The 15,431-nt window shown below is 36.6% G+C and carries 23 protein-coding genes; 3 read left to right on the top strand and 20 right to left on the bottom strand.

Features of this window, described 5'->3' with window-relative positions:
• Positions 1-405: 405 nt before the first annotated feature.
• From G9U52_RS33570 to G9U52_RS33515, 14 genes are all read right to left on the bottom strand, one after another.
• The gene (locus G9U52_RS33570) at positions 406-1,074 is read right to left on the bottom strand and encodes a DUF2971 domain-containing protein (protein WP_166156086.1); all 669 of its coding nucleotides are present in this window, start codon (positions 1,072-1,074) and stop codon (positions 406-408) included.
• 72 nt (positions 1,075-1,146) lie between these two features.
• Positions 1,147-1,896 carry a hypothetical protein gene (locus tag G9U52_RS33565; protein ID WP_166156083.1) on the bottom strand — a complete coding sequence of 250 codons (750 nt, stop codon included), beginning with the start codon at positions 1,894-1,896 and terminating at the stop codon, positions 1,147-1,149.
• On the bottom strand, positions 1,874-2,167 hold the full coding sequence (locus G9U52_RS33560; protein WP_166156080.1) for a hypothetical protein: 294 nt from the start codon (positions 2,165-2,167) through the stop codon (positions 1,874-1,876). The genes G9U52_RS33565 and G9U52_RS33560 overlap by 23 nt, the downstream gene beginning before the upstream one ends.
• 63 nt (positions 2,168-2,230) lie before the next feature.
• Positions 2,231-2,992, bottom strand: a complete 762-nt coding sequence (locus G9U52_RS33555) for a DUF6710 family protein (RefSeq protein ID WP_166156077.1) — start codon at positions 2,990-2,992, stop codon at positions 2,231-2,233.
• Between the two features lie 91 nt (positions 2,993-3,083).
• Positions 3,084-3,668, bottom strand: coding sequence for a hypothetical protein (locus G9U52_RS33550; protein WP_166156074.1), 585 nt, complete (start codon positions 3,666-3,668; stop codon positions 3,084-3,086).
• Positions 3,665-4,030, bottom strand: a complete 366-nt coding sequence (locus G9U52_RS33545) for a toxin C-terminal domain-containing protein (RefSeq protein WP_207953368.1) — start codon at positions 4,028-4,030, stop codon at positions 3,665-3,667. The genes G9U52_RS33550 and G9U52_RS33545 overlap by 4 nt, the downstream gene beginning before the upstream one ends.
• A gap of 132 nt (positions 4,031-4,162) precedes the next feature.
• Complete coding sequence (locus G9U52_RS33540) at positions 4,163-4,729, bottom strand: hypothetical protein (protein ID WP_207953367.1); 567 nt, start codon at positions 4,727-4,729, stop codon at positions 4,163-4,165.
• Between the two features lie 81 nt (positions 4,730-4,810).
• Positions 4,811-5,914 carry an HNH endonuclease gene (locus tag G9U52_RS33535; protein WP_166156069.1) on the bottom strand — a complete coding sequence of 368 codons (1,104 nt, stop codon included), beginning with the start codon at positions 5,912-5,914 and terminating at the stop codon, positions 4,811-4,813.
• Positions 5,915-5,934: 20 nt separating this feature from the next.
• Positions 5,935-6,255, bottom strand: a complete 321-nt coding sequence (locus G9U52_RS33530) for a nucleoside triphosphate pyrophosphohydrolase (protein WP_166156066.1) — start codon at positions 6,253-6,255, stop codon at positions 5,935-5,937.
• Positions 6,256-6,277: 22 nt separating this feature from the next.
• Complete coding sequence (locus G9U52_RS39515) at positions 6,278-6,436, bottom strand: hypothetical protein (RefSeq protein WP_207953366.1); 159 nt, start codon at positions 6,434-6,436, stop codon at positions 6,278-6,280.
• A complete protein-coding gene (locus G9U52_RS39510) occupies positions 6,433-6,765 on the bottom strand; it encodes an HNH endonuclease domain-containing protein (protein WP_207953365.1) in 333 nt (110 codons plus the stop codon). The genes G9U52_RS39515 and G9U52_RS39510 overlap by 4 nt, the downstream gene beginning before the upstream one ends.
• A 44-nt stretch (positions 6,766-6,809) precedes the next feature.
• On the bottom strand, positions 6,810-7,295 hold the full coding sequence (locus G9U52_RS39505) for a hypothetical protein (protein WP_207953364.1): 486 nt from the start codon (positions 7,293-7,295) through the stop codon (positions 6,810-6,812).
• A gap of 30 nt (positions 7,296-7,325) precedes the next feature.
• Positions 7,326-8,180: a restriction endonuclease gene (locus G9U52_RS33520; protein WP_166156063.1), complete on the bottom strand. Its 855-nt coding sequence runs from the start codon at positions 8,178-8,180 to the stop codon at positions 7,326-7,328.
• A 54-nt stretch (positions 8,181-8,234) separates the two neighbouring features.
• Positions 8,235-9,200 (bottom strand): Shedu anti-phage system protein SduA domain-containing protein, encoded by a 966-nt coding sequence (locus G9U52_RS33515; RefSeq protein WP_166156060.1) that lies wholly within the window; start codon positions 9,198-9,200, stop codon positions 8,235-8,237.
• Between the two features lie 380 nt (positions 9,201-9,580).
• On the opposite strand from G9U52_RS33515, the gene G9U52_RS33510 reads away from it, so the two are divergent.
• Entirely contained in the window at positions 9,581-10,438 is an 858-nt protein-coding gene (locus G9U52_RS33510; protein ID WP_166156056.1) for a hypothetical protein, read from the top strand.
• 91 nt (positions 10,439-10,529) lie between these two features.
• Here G9U52_RS33510 and G9U52_RS41940 read toward each other — a convergent pair whose 3' ends face one another.
• From G9U52_RS41940 to G9U52_RS40435, 6 genes are all read right to left on the bottom strand, one after another.
• Entirely contained in the window at positions 10,530-10,733 is a 204-nt protein-coding gene (locus G9U52_RS41940) for a DUF6508 domain-containing protein (protein WP_375790309.1), read from the bottom strand.
• A gap of 59 nt (positions 10,734-10,792) precedes the next feature.
• Positions 10,793-11,500 (bottom strand): IS6 family transposase, encoded by a 708-nt coding sequence (locus G9U52_RS33505; RefSeq protein ID WP_375790308.1) that lies wholly within the window; start codon positions 11,498-11,500, stop codon positions 10,793-10,795.
• Positions 11,501-11,549: 49 nt separating this feature from the next.
• The gene (locus tag G9U52_RS33500) at positions 11,550-12,809 is read right to left on the bottom strand and encodes an RHS repeat domain-containing protein (protein WP_166156049.1); all 1,260 of its coding nucleotides are present in this window, start codon (positions 12,807-12,809) and stop codon (positions 11,550-11,552) included.
• Positions 12,779-13,576, bottom strand: coding sequence for an RHS repeat protein (locus G9U52_RS33495; RefSeq protein ID WP_166156046.1), 798 nt, complete (start codon positions 13,574-13,576; stop codon positions 12,779-12,781). The genes G9U52_RS33500 and G9U52_RS33495 overlap by 31 nt, the downstream gene beginning before the upstream one ends.
• A 390-nt stretch (positions 13,577-13,966) precedes the next feature.
• Positions 13,967-14,182 carry a hypothetical protein gene (locus G9U52_RS39500; RefSeq protein WP_207953363.1) on the bottom strand — a complete coding sequence of 72 codons (216 nt, stop codon included), beginning with the start codon at positions 14,180-14,182 and terminating at the stop codon, positions 13,967-13,969.
• Positions 14,183-14,224: 42 nt separating this feature from the next.
• The gene (locus G9U52_RS40435; RefSeq protein ID WP_166156043.1) at positions 14,225-14,383 is read right to left on the bottom strand and encodes a helix-turn-helix domain-containing protein; all 159 of its coding nucleotides are present in this window, start codon (positions 14,381-14,383) and stop codon (positions 14,225-14,227) included.
• Between G9U52_RS40435 and G9U52_RS33485 the strand changes: the two genes are divergently transcribed.
• On the top strand, positions 14,340-14,660 hold the full coding sequence (locus G9U52_RS33485) for an S-layer homology domain-containing protein (RefSeq protein ID WP_166156040.1): 321 nt from the start codon (positions 14,340-14,342) through the stop codon (positions 14,658-14,660). The two genes, G9U52_RS40435 and G9U52_RS33485, sit on opposite strands and share 44 nt — an antisense overlap.
• A gap of 34 nt (positions 14,661-14,694) precedes the next feature.
• Positions 14,695-15,111 (top strand): VOC family protein, encoded by a 417-nt coding sequence (locus tag G9U52_RS33480; RefSeq protein WP_007729208.1) that lies wholly within the window; start codon positions 14,695-14,697, stop codon positions 15,109-15,111.
• The last annotated feature ends 320 nt before the right edge of the window (positions 15,112-15,431 follow it).

Genomic DNA, 15,431 nt, shown 5'->3' with positions numbered 1-15,431 from the left:
TGTGTTTTAACGCGAATCGTGATAAATTTAAAAAGTAAATTATGCATATGATTACGTTCCTTTTCAGTTTTTGTACTTTAAAAGTAAAAACCCTACGGAATACAAGGTTAATGGATACAAAATATACCTCCTCAAATGGAAATAGGATTATAAAGGTATATCAGTTTTTAGTCACACTAACTAAACATATCATAATGGAAACCTATACTTCAATAGGTTTATTTTCGTTTTATAGACTTTTATTTTTGAGTACAAAGAAAAACCGAAGGCTATTTGCTCTCGGTTCTTTTTCTTATAGATTAACGATTCTTTCATGGTTATGGTGCTTGTAACAGCGATAGTTTATCAGTTTAAAATATTAGGAGTTATCTTAAAAGCCTTTCTCGAAGCTTCTACTTAACACCATCACATTAGAATACTTGTTAAAGTTGTAATTCCATTTAAGTGGGGAATAAATTTAGGAGGGCATTTTTCCAAAAAATATTTTACTGTATTAGGATTGTACAAAATGATATGAATATAGTCTGTCTCAATGTCGATACTCATATCTCCTTTAACTCTCCACTCACGTTCATGTGTCCAATCAGTTATATTCCAACTCCAAGGCTCATTAAATCCATATTCAATATCAACAATCCGCCACCATTGCTCTTGTGGTAAAAATCTTTTTGCTTCCTCAGTTTTCTCATATATGACGGGTCTCCCATTATATTTGTGATACACAATTGGTTTAATGAAGGACAAGCCTACTCCACAGTAGCGTAGTTTCTCTGTTGGATTTCTTAATCTTCTCGCCTTTTCATGTTCAACGTTTTGAATTAAACCGTATAACGGTGTTTCTTGAAAGCATACAGCCTTATTATTTCCAACTATGAAACCTTTCCTGCTGCTTCCAATTAATTTTTGCTCAGTGAGAATTTTAATAAGATTATCTACTGCGAGTTCATTAATTTGGTCGAATGTTTTTTCTTTAATGTCCACACCATCAATAGGCTTTGTTAAATGAGTCAGCCTCCCAGTTAAATCACTTCGACTGGATATTCTAGTAGACCAATCTTCGAAATTAATTCCCATGATTTCCCCCTCCGCAAACTCAATAAATCTTGCATTTTATTAGATCAATACTGTTACCAGAATTTTTTTTGTTCATCTACCAAAGTATTTCATAGTCATCTTATTGGAAACACTAAAATCATTATAATGAAGTGGATTATTTTCTTTATAGTGTGCATCTTTTCTATCTTGATAGGCAACATCAATGTATGGCTTTAATTCTTCAAAAGTAGAAACTAAATTGATGTTTATATGAGCTTCCTTTTCTCCTTGAACATATTTTTTTTTGTTACCACTAAATTGTTTATTAGCTTTCATTTGCTGTTCCTCAGCATGTTTACTATTCATCATATGCAATATGTATATTCCTTTTTTAGATATCGAAAAAAATTTACGTGTGGGAACAGAATTCGGTTTAAATAACATAAAACCAAAGCAATCTTTTATGTCTGGATTAGGTTTTACATAAGGAAGTGATTCTAGATATGAGCGCGCCTTTACAACTACCTCATAAATATCAGGTTGATTTATGAAATGAGCAAGAATAAAGTTAACAGTTTTAGACTTTGATAGTCCCATATTTTCGAGAAGTAATATAAACTGTGCTAAAAGAAAATTAGTTACGCCACTAAAAGTATCTGATTGATTTATTTCAACAAAGTAGCTGTGAATATCTTCCCAATAATAATACTTTGGACACTGAATATTCTCCCCATCAGCGAATTTCTTCTCATGATCTTTTATTTGTTGAGGATCAAACCTACCATTGTCTATTTTAGCTTCAATGAGTAACACAGTGCTATTAAAACTTATCATTGCATCAGGAATTGATTTTTTTTTCATTCCTTTGCTTATCGTGTAATCTGTTGTTCTTCTTAGTTGAAATTCCAATTACATAGCCCTGCCCAAACTTTTGTATTAATTTTTCTCCTACTTGAACATCATAACTTGTTATTAACTTCGTATACATGTCATCACAATCGATTTTTAGAAACTCTATTACAAACAGTTTTGTTAAAGCTTTATCGGAAAATCGAAACAGATCAACCAATGATTTGGTAACATTGTTTTCTTTTCCTGTATATTTATCAAATATCGAAAGAGATTTATTCATGACTTCCACCTTATTTGCTCTTATTAATAAAATTAGGAATAGCCAACCATTAAAACATGCCTTTTATCTTGATATTCCTAATTTCATCATTTTTCTGCCAATTTCAAAAATTGCTGCAAACTCTACATACTTAACTTCTGAGATAATTGAATCGTCTTCTTTCCTTTTGTAATGTAATCCATCAGTATAAACATATTCATAAATGATACTCATGTCATAAGCATTTTCTACTTTCAATTTTCCCTTTCCGTTCAAGATGCCAGAAGTAATTGAATGATTCCCACCTTCGACAAAACATACTCCCATAGGCAATACTATGTTCAGAGAATGATTGGAAGTATCTTCTATCCATTCTCCCCATGGTCTAGACAAACCAATTGAAGAGATTGAATCCACGTACCTTCCCACATGCCATGCCCAAGGCAGAACCAGATCCTCCACTAAATCGACTACAACATCTCTGTCTTTTTTGATTAACAAATCAAACATTTTTCGACCATCAGAAGTAAGGTTTGCTGATAAGTCAAAAAACACAAGCCATGGTGTTATATCAGGGAAATTCTTTTCCGCTCCGTGATCATCTTCATATAAAAGATTGGTTATATAACTCGTTTGTAGATTCAACCCAAGTAATTTAATATAATTCAAAATAGGATGTTTATAACCCTCATTAATTTTGTGCTCTTTCGCCTTTTTAAATATTGATTCAGATAAGCCAATCATTCTGTCAAATTGTTTCTTTTGTGTATTAGACTTGTCCAGTTGCTTGTTCTGATCATCATTGGTTCTAATTATATCCTTCTTTTTGAACCAACCTAATACCAAATTAACCACCTCTAATCGTTTAAAATAGCCATTTCATTAAATAAGCAAACAATTCACTTAAGCTATTTTCAGATTCATCGATTAATTCTCTTTAAAGATATGGTGATTCGTATTCCTCAACAAACAGGATTTTACTTTCCTTAAACTTTTCAATGACTGGATTACAATTTTCACTACTAACAACATACATGTAAAAATCAAAACCAAAATGTACTTGTAATTTAGTATCGGCAACTAATTTACACCAAAAAACATCTCGTAGTATCAAACTACAGGCAGCCATAATCTCTGTATGACTCTTCAGCAAAAAACCTTCTTCGATATAAGTTGGTAATTTCTGATAATATCTCAAATATATTGGATGAACCGCAAAAGAATAATCAATATTAACTTCATTCGTTGGGCTAGGTAGATTTTTTAAATTATAGTGTTCTTCATATAATTCTAATTCTTTAACCTTCAAGTGGGATAATCCAAGATATTCTTTAAATGCTAAAATTACATTAACATATTGCATTTCAACACGAAAGTAACTATAGTAATCAAGCTTTTCACCATTAAATTCCTTCCCTATATCCGAGAATGATGTCCACTCATCATGAAGATAATGTCCATCCTCGTCACGTTGATCAGGATCATACTTTGTAATTCTCCATGAATAAACAATAATAATCACTTCCCCATGTAATTAAGTAGTGGATCAAATGTACCTATGCGTGACGATTTACTTTGTAGGTTACTTATTGAATCAGCCATTTTCCAAGTTCCGCCTATATGAGATGAGACATCTTGTACTATACATAATCTTCCTTTTGTGTAAACTGGTTTTCCTTTAACGCACTGTCTAGTGATTGTATAACCTAAATATTTTGCCAAGTCATCTAATTGTGAATTTTTTAATGGAATGTTGTTGCTCTTTAACTGTGCTTTTAGAAAAGATGTGAAATTAAATATGGAAAGTGCTTTTTTAAAATTAATGTATAACTCTTGCAATATTGGATAGTTGAGAATCCTCGATTTTTGTACAAATAAGATCAAGTAATACCACCTCTTTATATGATTATATAAAGTTAAAATTCGAACATTTCAACAAAACACTTCTTCAGCCTTACACGTAAAAGTTAACTACTTACTTGGATCGGCAATTCCACATACAACTCAAATTAAGCTTTATTTCAACTTGAAATATTTCTTGCCATTTCTTTGGTTCTCCTTAATTTTTATGGATTGGGGATTTAAAACGACTTTATGTAAGTGGTCTGAATTGAAATTAGGCTTTTTTTCAAATGATTTGACAGATACACCTATTAGCAATTGACTAAAAAAGCCCAATGGTTTTATTAGGAGTAGAGAATCCCCAAAAAGTCTTACCATTCTACCAAATGAAAAAAGACCAGTTACAAATTCAATTTTTAAATTATTTTGTTTACAATATTCAATGGTGTTAATTAAATTCTTTTGAAATTCGATTGCATTATTGAATCTATTAGCTATATGAATTTCAAGTGTATTATCCCACCGTTTAAACCCTGAGATATTATATTCTCTTCTTATTTTCTTTTGTAACATAATGATATCAATGAAATAGTAAGTTGTGATACAACAATAAAGTAATAAGCAATATTGTATAAAGGAAGAAGAACTGAACAAGCTCCCGATCAAAAGCATATAACCAACGCAAAGTTCCACAAAGATAAAGTAAAACTGCCTTGAAAAATAGACTTTCACAATAACCATCCAACATAAACTAAAAAATCGTCCTATATATTTCAATTTGTTACCCCACGTAAATAATGTTTTTTCTAAACTAAATTAATGCTATATTTGTGTCAATAACTGCTTATGCCCATTAACGATCAACGCCAAGTCTTCAACGGATATTATCGGTTTCTTATGTATCATCTTATGGCAATTGCTACAGAGCATAGCTATATCCTCTGCTTTAGTCTTATCTCCCTCCTTCATTTCAGATATAAGTTTTCGATGATGTCCTTCGATGAAATCTTTACCTCTTTCACCATAAGCTATTGTAAAGTCTAGGTTGCAAGCTTCACAAAACAACCTTCCATGCTTCTTTATAAACAGCTTTTTAGCTTGCTTAACAACACCTGGCTTTCGTTCACGCATCCTATGTAGACGATAATATTCTTTACCTTCTGCATATTCCATATCGTTTTCAAGATCATGATCATCTTCGATACTTAACGCAATATGACTAAAAATGAAATGGTTTAAATCCGAACCAACTTCAATAGTGAACTCACCTACAGGAGTTGGAAACACCTTAGCAAATTCCCTTTTTAATTCCTTTCTAAATCTTATACTTTGCAATACGATATTTTTGTCTTCTTGGTCTTCAAATCTATATTCAGCCGTAAAAATCTTATTGTTAAATAGCACCTTGAGTTTTCGAGCTTTTCCCCTTGGCACAAAGAAATCGCTACCAATTGGATTGAATATTTCATGAAATTCTTTATCTATTCTAACACCGTCTGTATATTGTGACTTACCAACTTGTTTTATTAACCTTTTGTATTTTTCATTCGCAACAAACATCTCAATACTATTTTCACTGTATAAGTCATACGATCCTGCTGAGTATCTTTTTAAAGCAACAATAAATGAATTGTACTTGTCTTTTCCTAATCCCGATAAATAATTAATGGCATCTTCAATGCTGATTTCCTTGAAAAAACCTTTATGAGCATCCCTTAAACCTAAATGATGCAATATCCCCATCGAAAACCAACCACGAGAATATTCCGGATCTTCCAGCAAGATGTCTTCATCAATCCATCTATTTGACTTTCCATTAAATAAAAATTCAAATATGACCTTATCTCTAAGCTCTTCTGAGTATCTTCTATATTCTCTGTCTCTATCTTCAGGTTTAAGATCAGGAAAGGGTTTGATGTTATTCATTTACCGTGCACCTCAGTTTTTTATTCAACCTTAACCAGTAACAATTTATCCTTAAATCCACCACGCTCTGCCTGTTTAGCTAATCTGACCTTCTCAAACTCCTCAATACTAAGGCCTTTATTGTCCAAAATTGCATAAACAACTTCCACCAAATCAGCTAATTCCGCAATTTGATCACTTTCATCGTTTGCTTCTTTATACTCATCCAATTCCTCTTGAAGCTTTACATTAAGCATTTTTGTATATTCATCAGAATCCATAACTCGAACTTCCGCTTTCTTCCCTTTAGATTCAATTATTTGCGGGATTTTATCTCGAATAAGCTTGTTGTAGACTATCACTTGATTTCCCCCTTAATTATATTTAGAATACTGCTTCAAATTCATATCCTGGCTGCCAACGATGTATCATTTTGTTTATGACTTGTCTATCAACATCACCTAAAAATTTCGCTCGTTCTACTTCAGTTTTTCCAGTTTGATTAATCAACGTTTCTCTTAGAGGATGATGGCTGTCAATCATAAAACTGTTCCGTTTATGTAATCGATCAAGAAATCTTGCTTTAGGACTCTGGCAAACTTGCCATTTGCACCTCTATTGCAAGATTTACAAGCTAATACAAGATTCCATACACCGTTCAAATTGATGTTCAACTCGCTTTGAATCATATGAGGGAAAAAATGATCCACATCCGCTAAGTCTTCGGATAAAGGATTAATTGTAATATCATCGAAACAATAAAAACATTTACCTTTTTGATAGCCGTTGAGTGCATCACGGCCTGAAGTGACATCTATCCTACGCAGGTTATTGTTTATGTAAAAAAGATTTGAATCTTCTTCAAATTTCACTTGTATAAGTGACGGTGCAATCCCTATTGACCATGCAGTTTCAACTAATCTCCATCTGGCTTCAACCTCAAATTAAAATTAGTGAATTGATTGGTTTCATGAAGTTTAAACAAATCATCAGTTATGACAATGCCTTTTTGCTTTGCCTTCCTGTCACTCTCGAAAAATTTTACTGGGATATCCCCCTGGTTAACAACATGAAATGCATCCAGTACATTTACAAATCCATATTTTACAGTTTGCTGTATCAGTTGTTCATGTGTAATTTCTCCAGCAATAAATTGCCGACAAGCATTGAGCATAGTACTCGATTGGGAAGTGGTTTGTTTATCATTGAGTTTCAAGTGTAGAATTAGATTGTTTGAAAATGGAACAGCTAGTTCTTCCAAGGTGATGAAGGACTTACCACTTGGTATCAATTCGATTAACGATTTTGCCATTGAAAACTTATATGATGCGCTGTTTCTGCCGAAAAGGATTACTGCTCTCCAAAATGATTCTAAGGATGGATATTCTTCTTCAAATCTCAACCAATTAACCTCCCCATCCGAGATTACTGACTAAAATAATTCATTGATATTCTTATAGCAATTACCTTCTTCAGCTAAACATCTTATTTTCTTTTCTAAAGCTGTTTTAAAATCAATTTTTCTTTCTAAAATAATTGCTAATTCTTGACCATCCATCAAGACAATATGGACTGTCCTACCCGAATTAAATGTTTCAACCGCATGAGGGGAATATCCAGCATGACTAATAAAAAAGCCCCTAGTAAAAGCTGACTTAGAGCTTACCTTTTCATTGAAAATAACTAAATCGTTTTTATTGCTTGGCGTTGATTGCCATTTAGCCTCTAATAAATAAACTTCGTTAGCGAGGCAAAAACTCCCATCAATTTGTTCCCCGTGAATTCTAAAACTTTCTCGGGGTTCTAAGTTATTCTGTATAAATAATTCAAATAAATACTTTTCGAATTCATATCCTCTTTCTTGAGCGTTTTTGTTAGTTACCATTTTCGTATAAGACTTATAGCTTGCATCAAAATCAAAATTTAACCTCTGGACAATTGGAGCAGATTTCACTTTCGGTAATGTACTTTTCCCTATCAATCGATAACTGATTTCTACACATTTGAAAAATAATTCTTTTTCATCCTCTTTGATTACTAAGTGTAATTTTTTATATTCTAAAAGCTGCAAAAACAATTTTCCAACAGGGACATCATCATTCTCATCTATAATTCTTCTAAGAATTTTAGCTTTTGATAACCCAACATATTTTTTATAAATATCTATCTCTAATGAATCAAATATAAATCTTTGGAATGTGCTGTTTGAGAAATTCAGCACATACCCTCCGTCCATTTCTAGCATCTTCTCTATGTATTGAAGTTCATTAAAGCTTATTTTTGACATGTAATACTCACCTCAGCTTGTTTGCTGTACCTCAAAATGCCTATTCAGTTAGATTCAATTACTATTCTCGCCAAGAATATGCTTTGCTCTAAATAACACTTGATCGTAGGTCATAATAGTTAAGTTTGTATAACTTGCGTTCAAAATTCTATATGCCTTAAACTGTTCCTCATTCCAATCATTTGATCTACCAAATATCAAAATACATTTTGGCTTAACAATTTTAGTATAGTTCAATCTTTCATGGGTCTTAATATTATTTGCTTCTCTTTCAATCTCATATAAATAATTCAATGATTGGGTAGTCGCTTTGATTAGAAAAGTAGATGGGACGTAGTTGCCATGATCCAATGTATTACTCCAAAAATTGATATCGGATGATGTTCTTTTAATCTCAATAATATCTAAAAATCCATCAAACGCTTTCATAAGGTAGTCTGCTATATTATGAGTATCAATACGTCTTTCCTCTAGTATTTCAACATAATCACTTCCCAGTATCCAAGAATTTATCTCAAACCACTTCTGCCATGCTTCTTCTCTACAGTCGTTATCAAGCATCTCTTCAAACTTGTTAAGTGCATTAATTCTTTTAGCCATTTGGATGCCGACAAATATCTCATCAGACATGACATCGACATCCGATAAAGCGGCAATAATTCTTTCATTCTTGTTTGAAGTAATGATATTCATCAAGCTCTTTTGCACATCATTTTCGACAGAAACATATGATTTAATTCCTAGCCTAAAAGGTTCATAATTATCGTTCAAAAATTCGCAGAGACCTTCTAACTCAGTATTATCAAGTGTCATTTCGCTTTTAGGACTAATCCACTCTACACTGTCAGAACCATTAACCTTTTTATACCTACCGATTTTTAAAGAGGTTGTTTTATCTGTACTATTATGATTAATCCCCCAAAGACATACTTTTGTAGCTACAAGTTGCTTCTGCTGCAATGTCTGTCTTAGATACTCAATTCCATTTACTGAAGTCCTAACAGTTTTGATTTCTGACATCTGTCTCACCTCATCGAATTAAGTACATATATATTTTGTAATCCGTTATTTTCATATAATTCGATGTAATACTGTTTAACCTTAATTAATAGATCTTTATGGTAATTGGTTTTATAGTAAAGAATATAGTCTGCACATTTTCTTTCGCTAGAGAGATCATCTTTTTGCGAATGATTACTGGAAATATAGTCCTTTAGACTTATTCCACAATCCAACTGGAAATTCCTTTATTCGACAGATTATTTCCATCATTATACATCACTCAACCGCCACTAACTTGTCAGCAAGCATATGTTCGCAGTTTATTAATCTCAGTATTTGGAAACCTTTTTATTATTCATGCGTCTAATACGACACAACACTTGAAGGAGCGGAAAAATATGAAAATTACTTGCTACTATGGTGATCACTCTGATATGGGCTATATTTCTTTGAAGCCAGTATCAGAAAATCAATTCGATGAGTATGAGTGGAGTAAGAACGAAATCAGCCAGCATATGCAGCCAGATCAGATCACTATTCCCTACGTTATAGATGAAGTTGTATCCCCGTTCCTTGATCGTATGACCATAGCGGCGCACACATTTGAAGAGGATTATGAAGAAGGCTACGACACTCAATTTGGAAATGATATAGATGAACATGGCTACATAACTGGGATCGAATTAACGCTATATCATGATCGATTTATTGATCTTGTCAAAAATCAGGTTTTTAAAGTTTTCAAGATTGAATGGCGAAACAGGGAGTATCATCTTGTTACGTTCGATTATGCTAATGAGGTATTTAAAAAGGAGAATGTCATTTATAAATTGACAGATGGGGAAGATGCTTTTGTTATTGTTCAGCTTGTAGAACCAGAGCAGCTTGGATATCAATACACCGATGAAAACGATCAGAAACGTCCAGTCGCTTTATTCAAAGGATTAATTTCAGCGAGAGATGATATTTATCCATTGGAATATTTATTGAAGCCACAGTTTTTTATACGCAAAGATGAAGGTTATTTCTGGGTGGAACAGGGGGTACGGTGCGATGCTGTCGAAAAGGAGCTTTGGGACTTCATATCTCTTGAAAAGCGTGCAAACATACTTGAAACCATTATTTGCGAAAAATGCTTAGCAGCCCTTGATTCTCTAGATTGTACTATCGAAATGAAATCAACGAACAGTTTAATTTCGAGGATATATTGCAACCAATGTGAACATCGTTTTGTAAAAGTTGTGGAGTGGGATTAAACATTTCGCAAGCAAGCGTATATTCGCATGAAAAAACCTTCACCGTGTAATGGGAGAAGGCTAAATCTCTAATATTATCCTCATTGTTCAATTACTCAGAATCCGTTAATTCTCGTAGCTTTAATAAAATCTGAAGAAATATCTTGTCTTCAACGGCCTTAGCCCACAATCCATCACAAAATCTTTCTTGACGCACAAAGTATGTCAGAAGCGCCCTTAATGTATCCGTATCTTCGACATCGTTAATACCATGAACAATCTCTGATACCGAGCCAATTTTTTTTAGATAATTCAAATAGTGGTTGTGGTGCAAGAATTAAAAAAGATAGCAATTACTTAATAAAGTGTAATTAACTATGAGACAATACCAAATATTTTATTGAGCCATTCAACAGCAGAGAGGACAGACGAATTATATTCGGCCTGCCCTTTCCTAATCATATTCATGGCTTCGATTCCCTTTAACGTCTGTTCAGCAGTTAGAAATGATTTGAATCCAAGCATCGGTTTTGCGATTTTCTTTATGAATCGATGATCTTGCTCTACAATGTTGTTTAGATACTTTGTCTGTCTAATCAAGGTTTCTTTTGGTAAGACCTTATCATTTATTAATTCTTGTATGGCTGGTGGATATGCCGGGTTTTTATCCAAAGTAATCACACGAGGTAATTTATTATGTGGAGAGGACAAAGCCTTTGTAAAGAAACGCTTAGCTGCCGGCATATCCCGATTTTCAGATAACATGAAATCAATCGTTTTCCCCATAGAATCAACTGCCCGATATAAATACTTCCATTGACCTTTGACTTTAATGTAGGTTTCGTCCGTTCGCCACGAATCGTTTGAGGGTTTCAAATAGCTGCGGATTCGTTTGTCTATTTCCGGCCCAAACTCATGAACCCATCTCATGATCGTTGTATGAGATATCTTTAAACCCCGCTCGCTCATCATTTCTACTAGGTCTCGATAGCTTAAACTATATTTCAAATACCATCTCACGGTTAGTAAAATGATTGCTGATTCATATTGCTTCCATTTAAATAAATCCAATTTGGTTTCCAAAGTAAGTTGCTCCATCCCATGACTTCATTATCAATTACGTTATCATGAATTAGATCTTTGCACCACAACCGAATATATGACCATCGGCACCTTTGGATTTCCCCCCTGACCACTCTTTCCACTTAATATGCGGCAAATTATTGCCAACATTGGGCTCTGCAGGATGATGTTCATATCCATCTTTATATTTTTCTTCAGTATATCTTTCTTTTTCTTCTAATTTTGGTTTCCCTTCTTTCAATATCTTTTCAGCATCTTCCTTAGATTTAACCTTTAATATTGTTTCCCTTCCCACGTCCTTCTTTAATCTGTTTGACTCCGTTTTATCGGAACTCAGGATAGAACTTATTTTATCAGTAATACCGAACCATAATACAACTGCAATTATGATAGCTGACTCCGTATATTCATCTGTTTTTGAAGAAGTTGATCCGCCAGCTACACCACCAGCGATAGCACTAGTTAATATAGAATCCACAATTACAGCTGCTTCAACTATAGCTGGATTATGCCCACTGGGATCATTATATTTTAGTGGATTGTTATGCCCATACGTATACAAATTCAAACTCAACGGATTATTTATATCCCCTTCATAAGTATCCTGATTCATAAACCGCCCTACACTTGGATCGTACCACCTTGCCCGCAAGTATTGCAAGCTCGTGCTGTTGTCCCAAAATTCGCCGCTGTACTTGAATGGGTTTGCCACTTGTTCGCTAGATTCCGTCAGGTTCCCCCACAGGTCATACGCATATTTGTTTAAGCGGGTGTTGCCTGTTGCATCCCGCAGCTCCACGATATCCCCGTGCCCGTTGGACAAATAATACGCTTGGCTCCCATCTGCCGCAGCACGCGCTGCCAGCCCATTCCCTCGGATATATCGTGCATTTAACGATACGGCTCCGTTCGCCGCCACGATGCCGTCTGCAACCAAGTTGCCGTTATCATAGTAGTACCGCATGGTTACACCATTTTCCGTACGCTCAACCAGTTGCCCATCCCCATTATACCGGTAGTTGACCAGCGCCACTTCTTCTTGCACTTGGGTAAGGCGGTCTGAAGCATCATAGGCATATTCCGCACTTTCCATACTCGGTGCATAGTCGCTTTGCATCGTCGCCCGGTTGCCGCGGCTGTTATATGAATAGGCTTGATTATAGGCCGTTGCACTCGTAATGCGGTCTAATACATCGTAACCGAAAGCAGAAGCCACCCCATTCTCAGTTTTGCTGGTGATATTGGCATTCGCATCATATCCATAGCTGTAGCTGTTGATCACGGCTCCGTCAGCCTTTTTGTGTACCAAGGTGTTAAGCTTCTTGCCCTCATAGCTGTATTCGCTCGTATTCCCGTTTCGCAATCCGCCTTGCTGAGCAGGTTGTTGGTTTTATACGTATAGGTCGCATCGTAATTGCCAATCGCTGGCCCCACCCCATCCAGCCGGTTGCGGTTGTCATAATGGTACGTGCTCGTTTGCCCAAAAGGCTCCACCATCGAGGTCCGCAATCCCATGCTGTCATACGCATACTGGATGTAGTGCCCATCCGGGGACGTCACCCGCTGCAGCTCGCCAGTCGTTGCCTTATATGCGTAGCTGGTCGTCCCGGTCAGGTCTGTCATCGACATCCTGCGCCCTGCCAGGTCATAGGCGTAGCTTACCGTTTCGCCCGGGCTGCTCTTAGCCGTAAGCCGGTTGCGGTTGCTATAGCCATACATCGTTGCCTGGCCTTTGCGGTCCACCTTTTTCGACAGGTTGTTGTTCGCATCATAACTATAGGTCTCCACCTGCTGCAAGGGGTCGGTTTTGCGGACCAGCCGCCCCCGCTCGTCATATTGCTTCAACAGCTTGTTGCCATCTGCGTAAGTGAGCTCCCCCAAGAGCCCAGCCATGGTATAGCCATAGGAGGTCGTATCCCCGTTGGCCTGGACAACCTGAGCCAGCCGTCCCAATGCATCGTAGCCATACTGGGTGCGGTTCCCTTTGGCGTCCCAACGCTCCAACGGCTTGTCCGTGTAACCATAAGCCATGCTCTCTAGCGGTAACAGCACAGCCCCATTCACTTCTTGCCGCAAAGTGACATTCCCCACAGGTCTTTTAATGAGAACATAAAAATAAGGATGAACATGTTTTGTTCATCCTTATTTTTATACAAGTACCTGTGTTTTTTATCGGGGTACAATTTTAATAGGCATTCTTTCTAGGATAAAGCCTTTACACCTTTTTTATGGTTTGACCCCCTTTATAACAATCCCATAAAACAAAAAAGCCGCGAATTACGCGACTCTTAATGAGATAAGGTTCTTGTCTCATTTATCGATTATCAGAATGACCTCTGTCTAAAGCTTGTTCAATGACCTGCAAACCTGTACAGCCACTGTCTCCAAAAATGGCTATTTTCACGTAAATCCCCCCACATTCACTAGGGAGGCAGCTACTACGTGCCCCCTGGTTATTACGAAATATTATGATGTGAAGCTGACCGACTCACTTAGGTGTCGCCATTCCCCGTCTGACTCTGCGCGGGCTTCCTGTGCTGCTTTTGCATAGTCACAGCATCTTTGCCTATTAAGAAGGCGAAGCGGCGGCTTTTCCATGTCAGTAAGCTGTGTAATATTCCCGATAAATAAAAAAAAGCAGCGTGCGATGGGTTCGCGGCTGCTAGTGGCCTTTCGTTTCAATTCTTTACATTGTCAGTCTGTAAGACAGTACAAAAAATAAAATTACTTAAGCCCATACACACCATAGCGTCGGCGCCACTTAGCGAGTGTTGTCTTCGTGATGCTGAACTTTTGAGTTGCAGCCATTACACCGATATGTCCATTTGCAATCTCTTGAATGATGGCGAGCTTCTCTGAAGCTGTATGTTTTCTTGTATGCACAAAAAACTCCCCTTACAGTAACAGGATTTATTATTTCACCTGTCTACCGCAGGAGTATGGTATCATCCAAGGGTACGAGGACGGAACATTCCGCCCAAGCAAAACGATCACACGCCAAGAAGCGATGGCGATGATTGCACGGGCGATGAAGTGGACAGGACTTAACGCAAGCATTAGCGGCGCAGACAAGTTATTTTTCAAAATTTACGCTTCCGAATCCATGAGACCGATGAATTCCCGGATCGGCTGTCGTCTATATAAACGAAGGCATAAATGAACACAAACTAATTTGACGAAGAGGTGTTTTGAAAATGGCATTAACGTCCGCATTCACGAGCTTCAACCTGCCTGTAAAAAACGTAGAACAATCGAAAGCGTTCTTCACCGGACTCGGATTCGAGCTCAACCCGCAATTCCCCGAGAACGAGAATTCGGTAGCCATCGTGATCGGCGACAACCTGCAGGTCATGCTGATCAATCAAGCATTCTTTAATACGCTCACGGAGAAGGAATCCGTCGATACGAGCAAGTATGCGCAGATGACGATCGCATTGGCCTTCGAGAGCCGGGAAAAGGTCGATGAAATCGTGAATACCGCGGTCTCCTTGGGCGGGAAATTGCACGCTGAACCTGAAGATCATGGGTTCATGTATCATTGGGGCTTCGTAGACTTGGACGGCCATCTGTGGGCCATTAACTACATGAACATGGATGCGGCACAAGGTTAAGGCTAACGGAGAGCACGCTCGTACTAGGGTTCAAAAAGAAAGACGCCGGGCATCTTCCCCGACGTCTTCTTCGCGATGATTAGTTTTGTTCGGTATAGGCTTTGAAATTGTCCATGATCGCTTGCCAGCACTTTTTATCAGATTTAGTACTCATGGATAAATTTAGCACGATCGTACTAATAATTCAATAACCAATAAATTAACCCAAAATAATTCGCAATACCTCACGCCAGGACTTGAATACTGTAACTATCCTCCCGCTACTTTAAATAGGCAAAAGAGGATATACCCGAAGCAATCTCCTCCACTATTGTATCCGT

The sequence above is a fragment of the Paenibacillus agricola genome (assembly GCF_011440305.1).
Lineage (GTDB): Bacteria > Bacillota > Bacilli > Paenibacillales > NBRC-103111 > Paenibacillus_S > Paenibacillus_S agricola.
Note: the sequence above shows the minus strand (reverse complement) of the source record. Positions and strands in the feature narration are given on the sequence as shown.

What these genes read in the sequence shown, in the direction of transcription:
- G9U52_RS33570 (WP_166156086.1), bottom strand. Translation starts at nt 1,074, where the DNA reads ATGGGAATTAATTTCGAAGATTGGTCTACTAGAATATCCAGTCGAAGT.
- G9U52_RS33565 (WP_166156083.1), bottom strand. Translation starts at nt 1,896, where the DNA reads ATGAAAAAAAAATCAATTCCTGATGCAATGATAAGTTTTAATAGCACT.
- G9U52_RS33560 (WP_166156080.1), bottom strand. Translation starts at nt 2,167, where the DNA reads ATGAATAAATCTCTTTCGATATTTGATAAATATACAGGAAAAGAAAAC.
- G9U52_RS33540 (WP_207953367.1), bottom strand. Translation starts at nt 4,729, where the DNA reads ATGGTTATTGTGAAAGTCTATTTTTCAAGGCAGTTTTACTTTATCTTT.
- G9U52_RS33535 (WP_166156069.1), bottom strand. Translation starts at nt 5,914, where the DNA reads ATGAATAACATCAAACCCTTTCCTGATCTTAAACCTGAAGATAGAGAC.
- G9U52_RS39515 (WP_207953366.1), bottom strand. Translation starts at nt 6,436, where the DNA reads ATGATTGACAGCCATCATCCTCTAAGAGAAACGTTGATTAATCAAACT.
- G9U52_RS33520 (WP_166156063.1), bottom strand. Translation starts at nt 8,180, where the DNA reads ATGTCAAAAATAAGCTTTAATGAACTTCAATACATAGAGAAGATGCTA.
- G9U52_RS33515 (WP_166156060.1), bottom strand. Translation starts at nt 9,200, where the DNA reads ATGTCAGAAATCAAAACTGTTAGGACTTCAGTAAATGGAATTGAGTAT.
- G9U52_RS33510 (WP_166156056.1), top strand. Translation starts at nt 9,581, where the DNA reads ATGAAAATTACTTGCTACTATGGTGATCACTCTGATATGGGCTATATT.
- G9U52_RS33485 (WP_166156040.1), top strand. Translation starts at nt 14,340, where the DNA reads ATGATGGCGAGCTTCTCTGAAGCTGTATGTTTTCTTGTATGCACAAAA.
- G9U52_RS33480 (WP_007729208.1), top strand. Translation starts at nt 14,695, where the DNA reads ATGGCATTAACGTCCGCATTCACGAGCTTCAACCTGCCTGTAAAAAAC.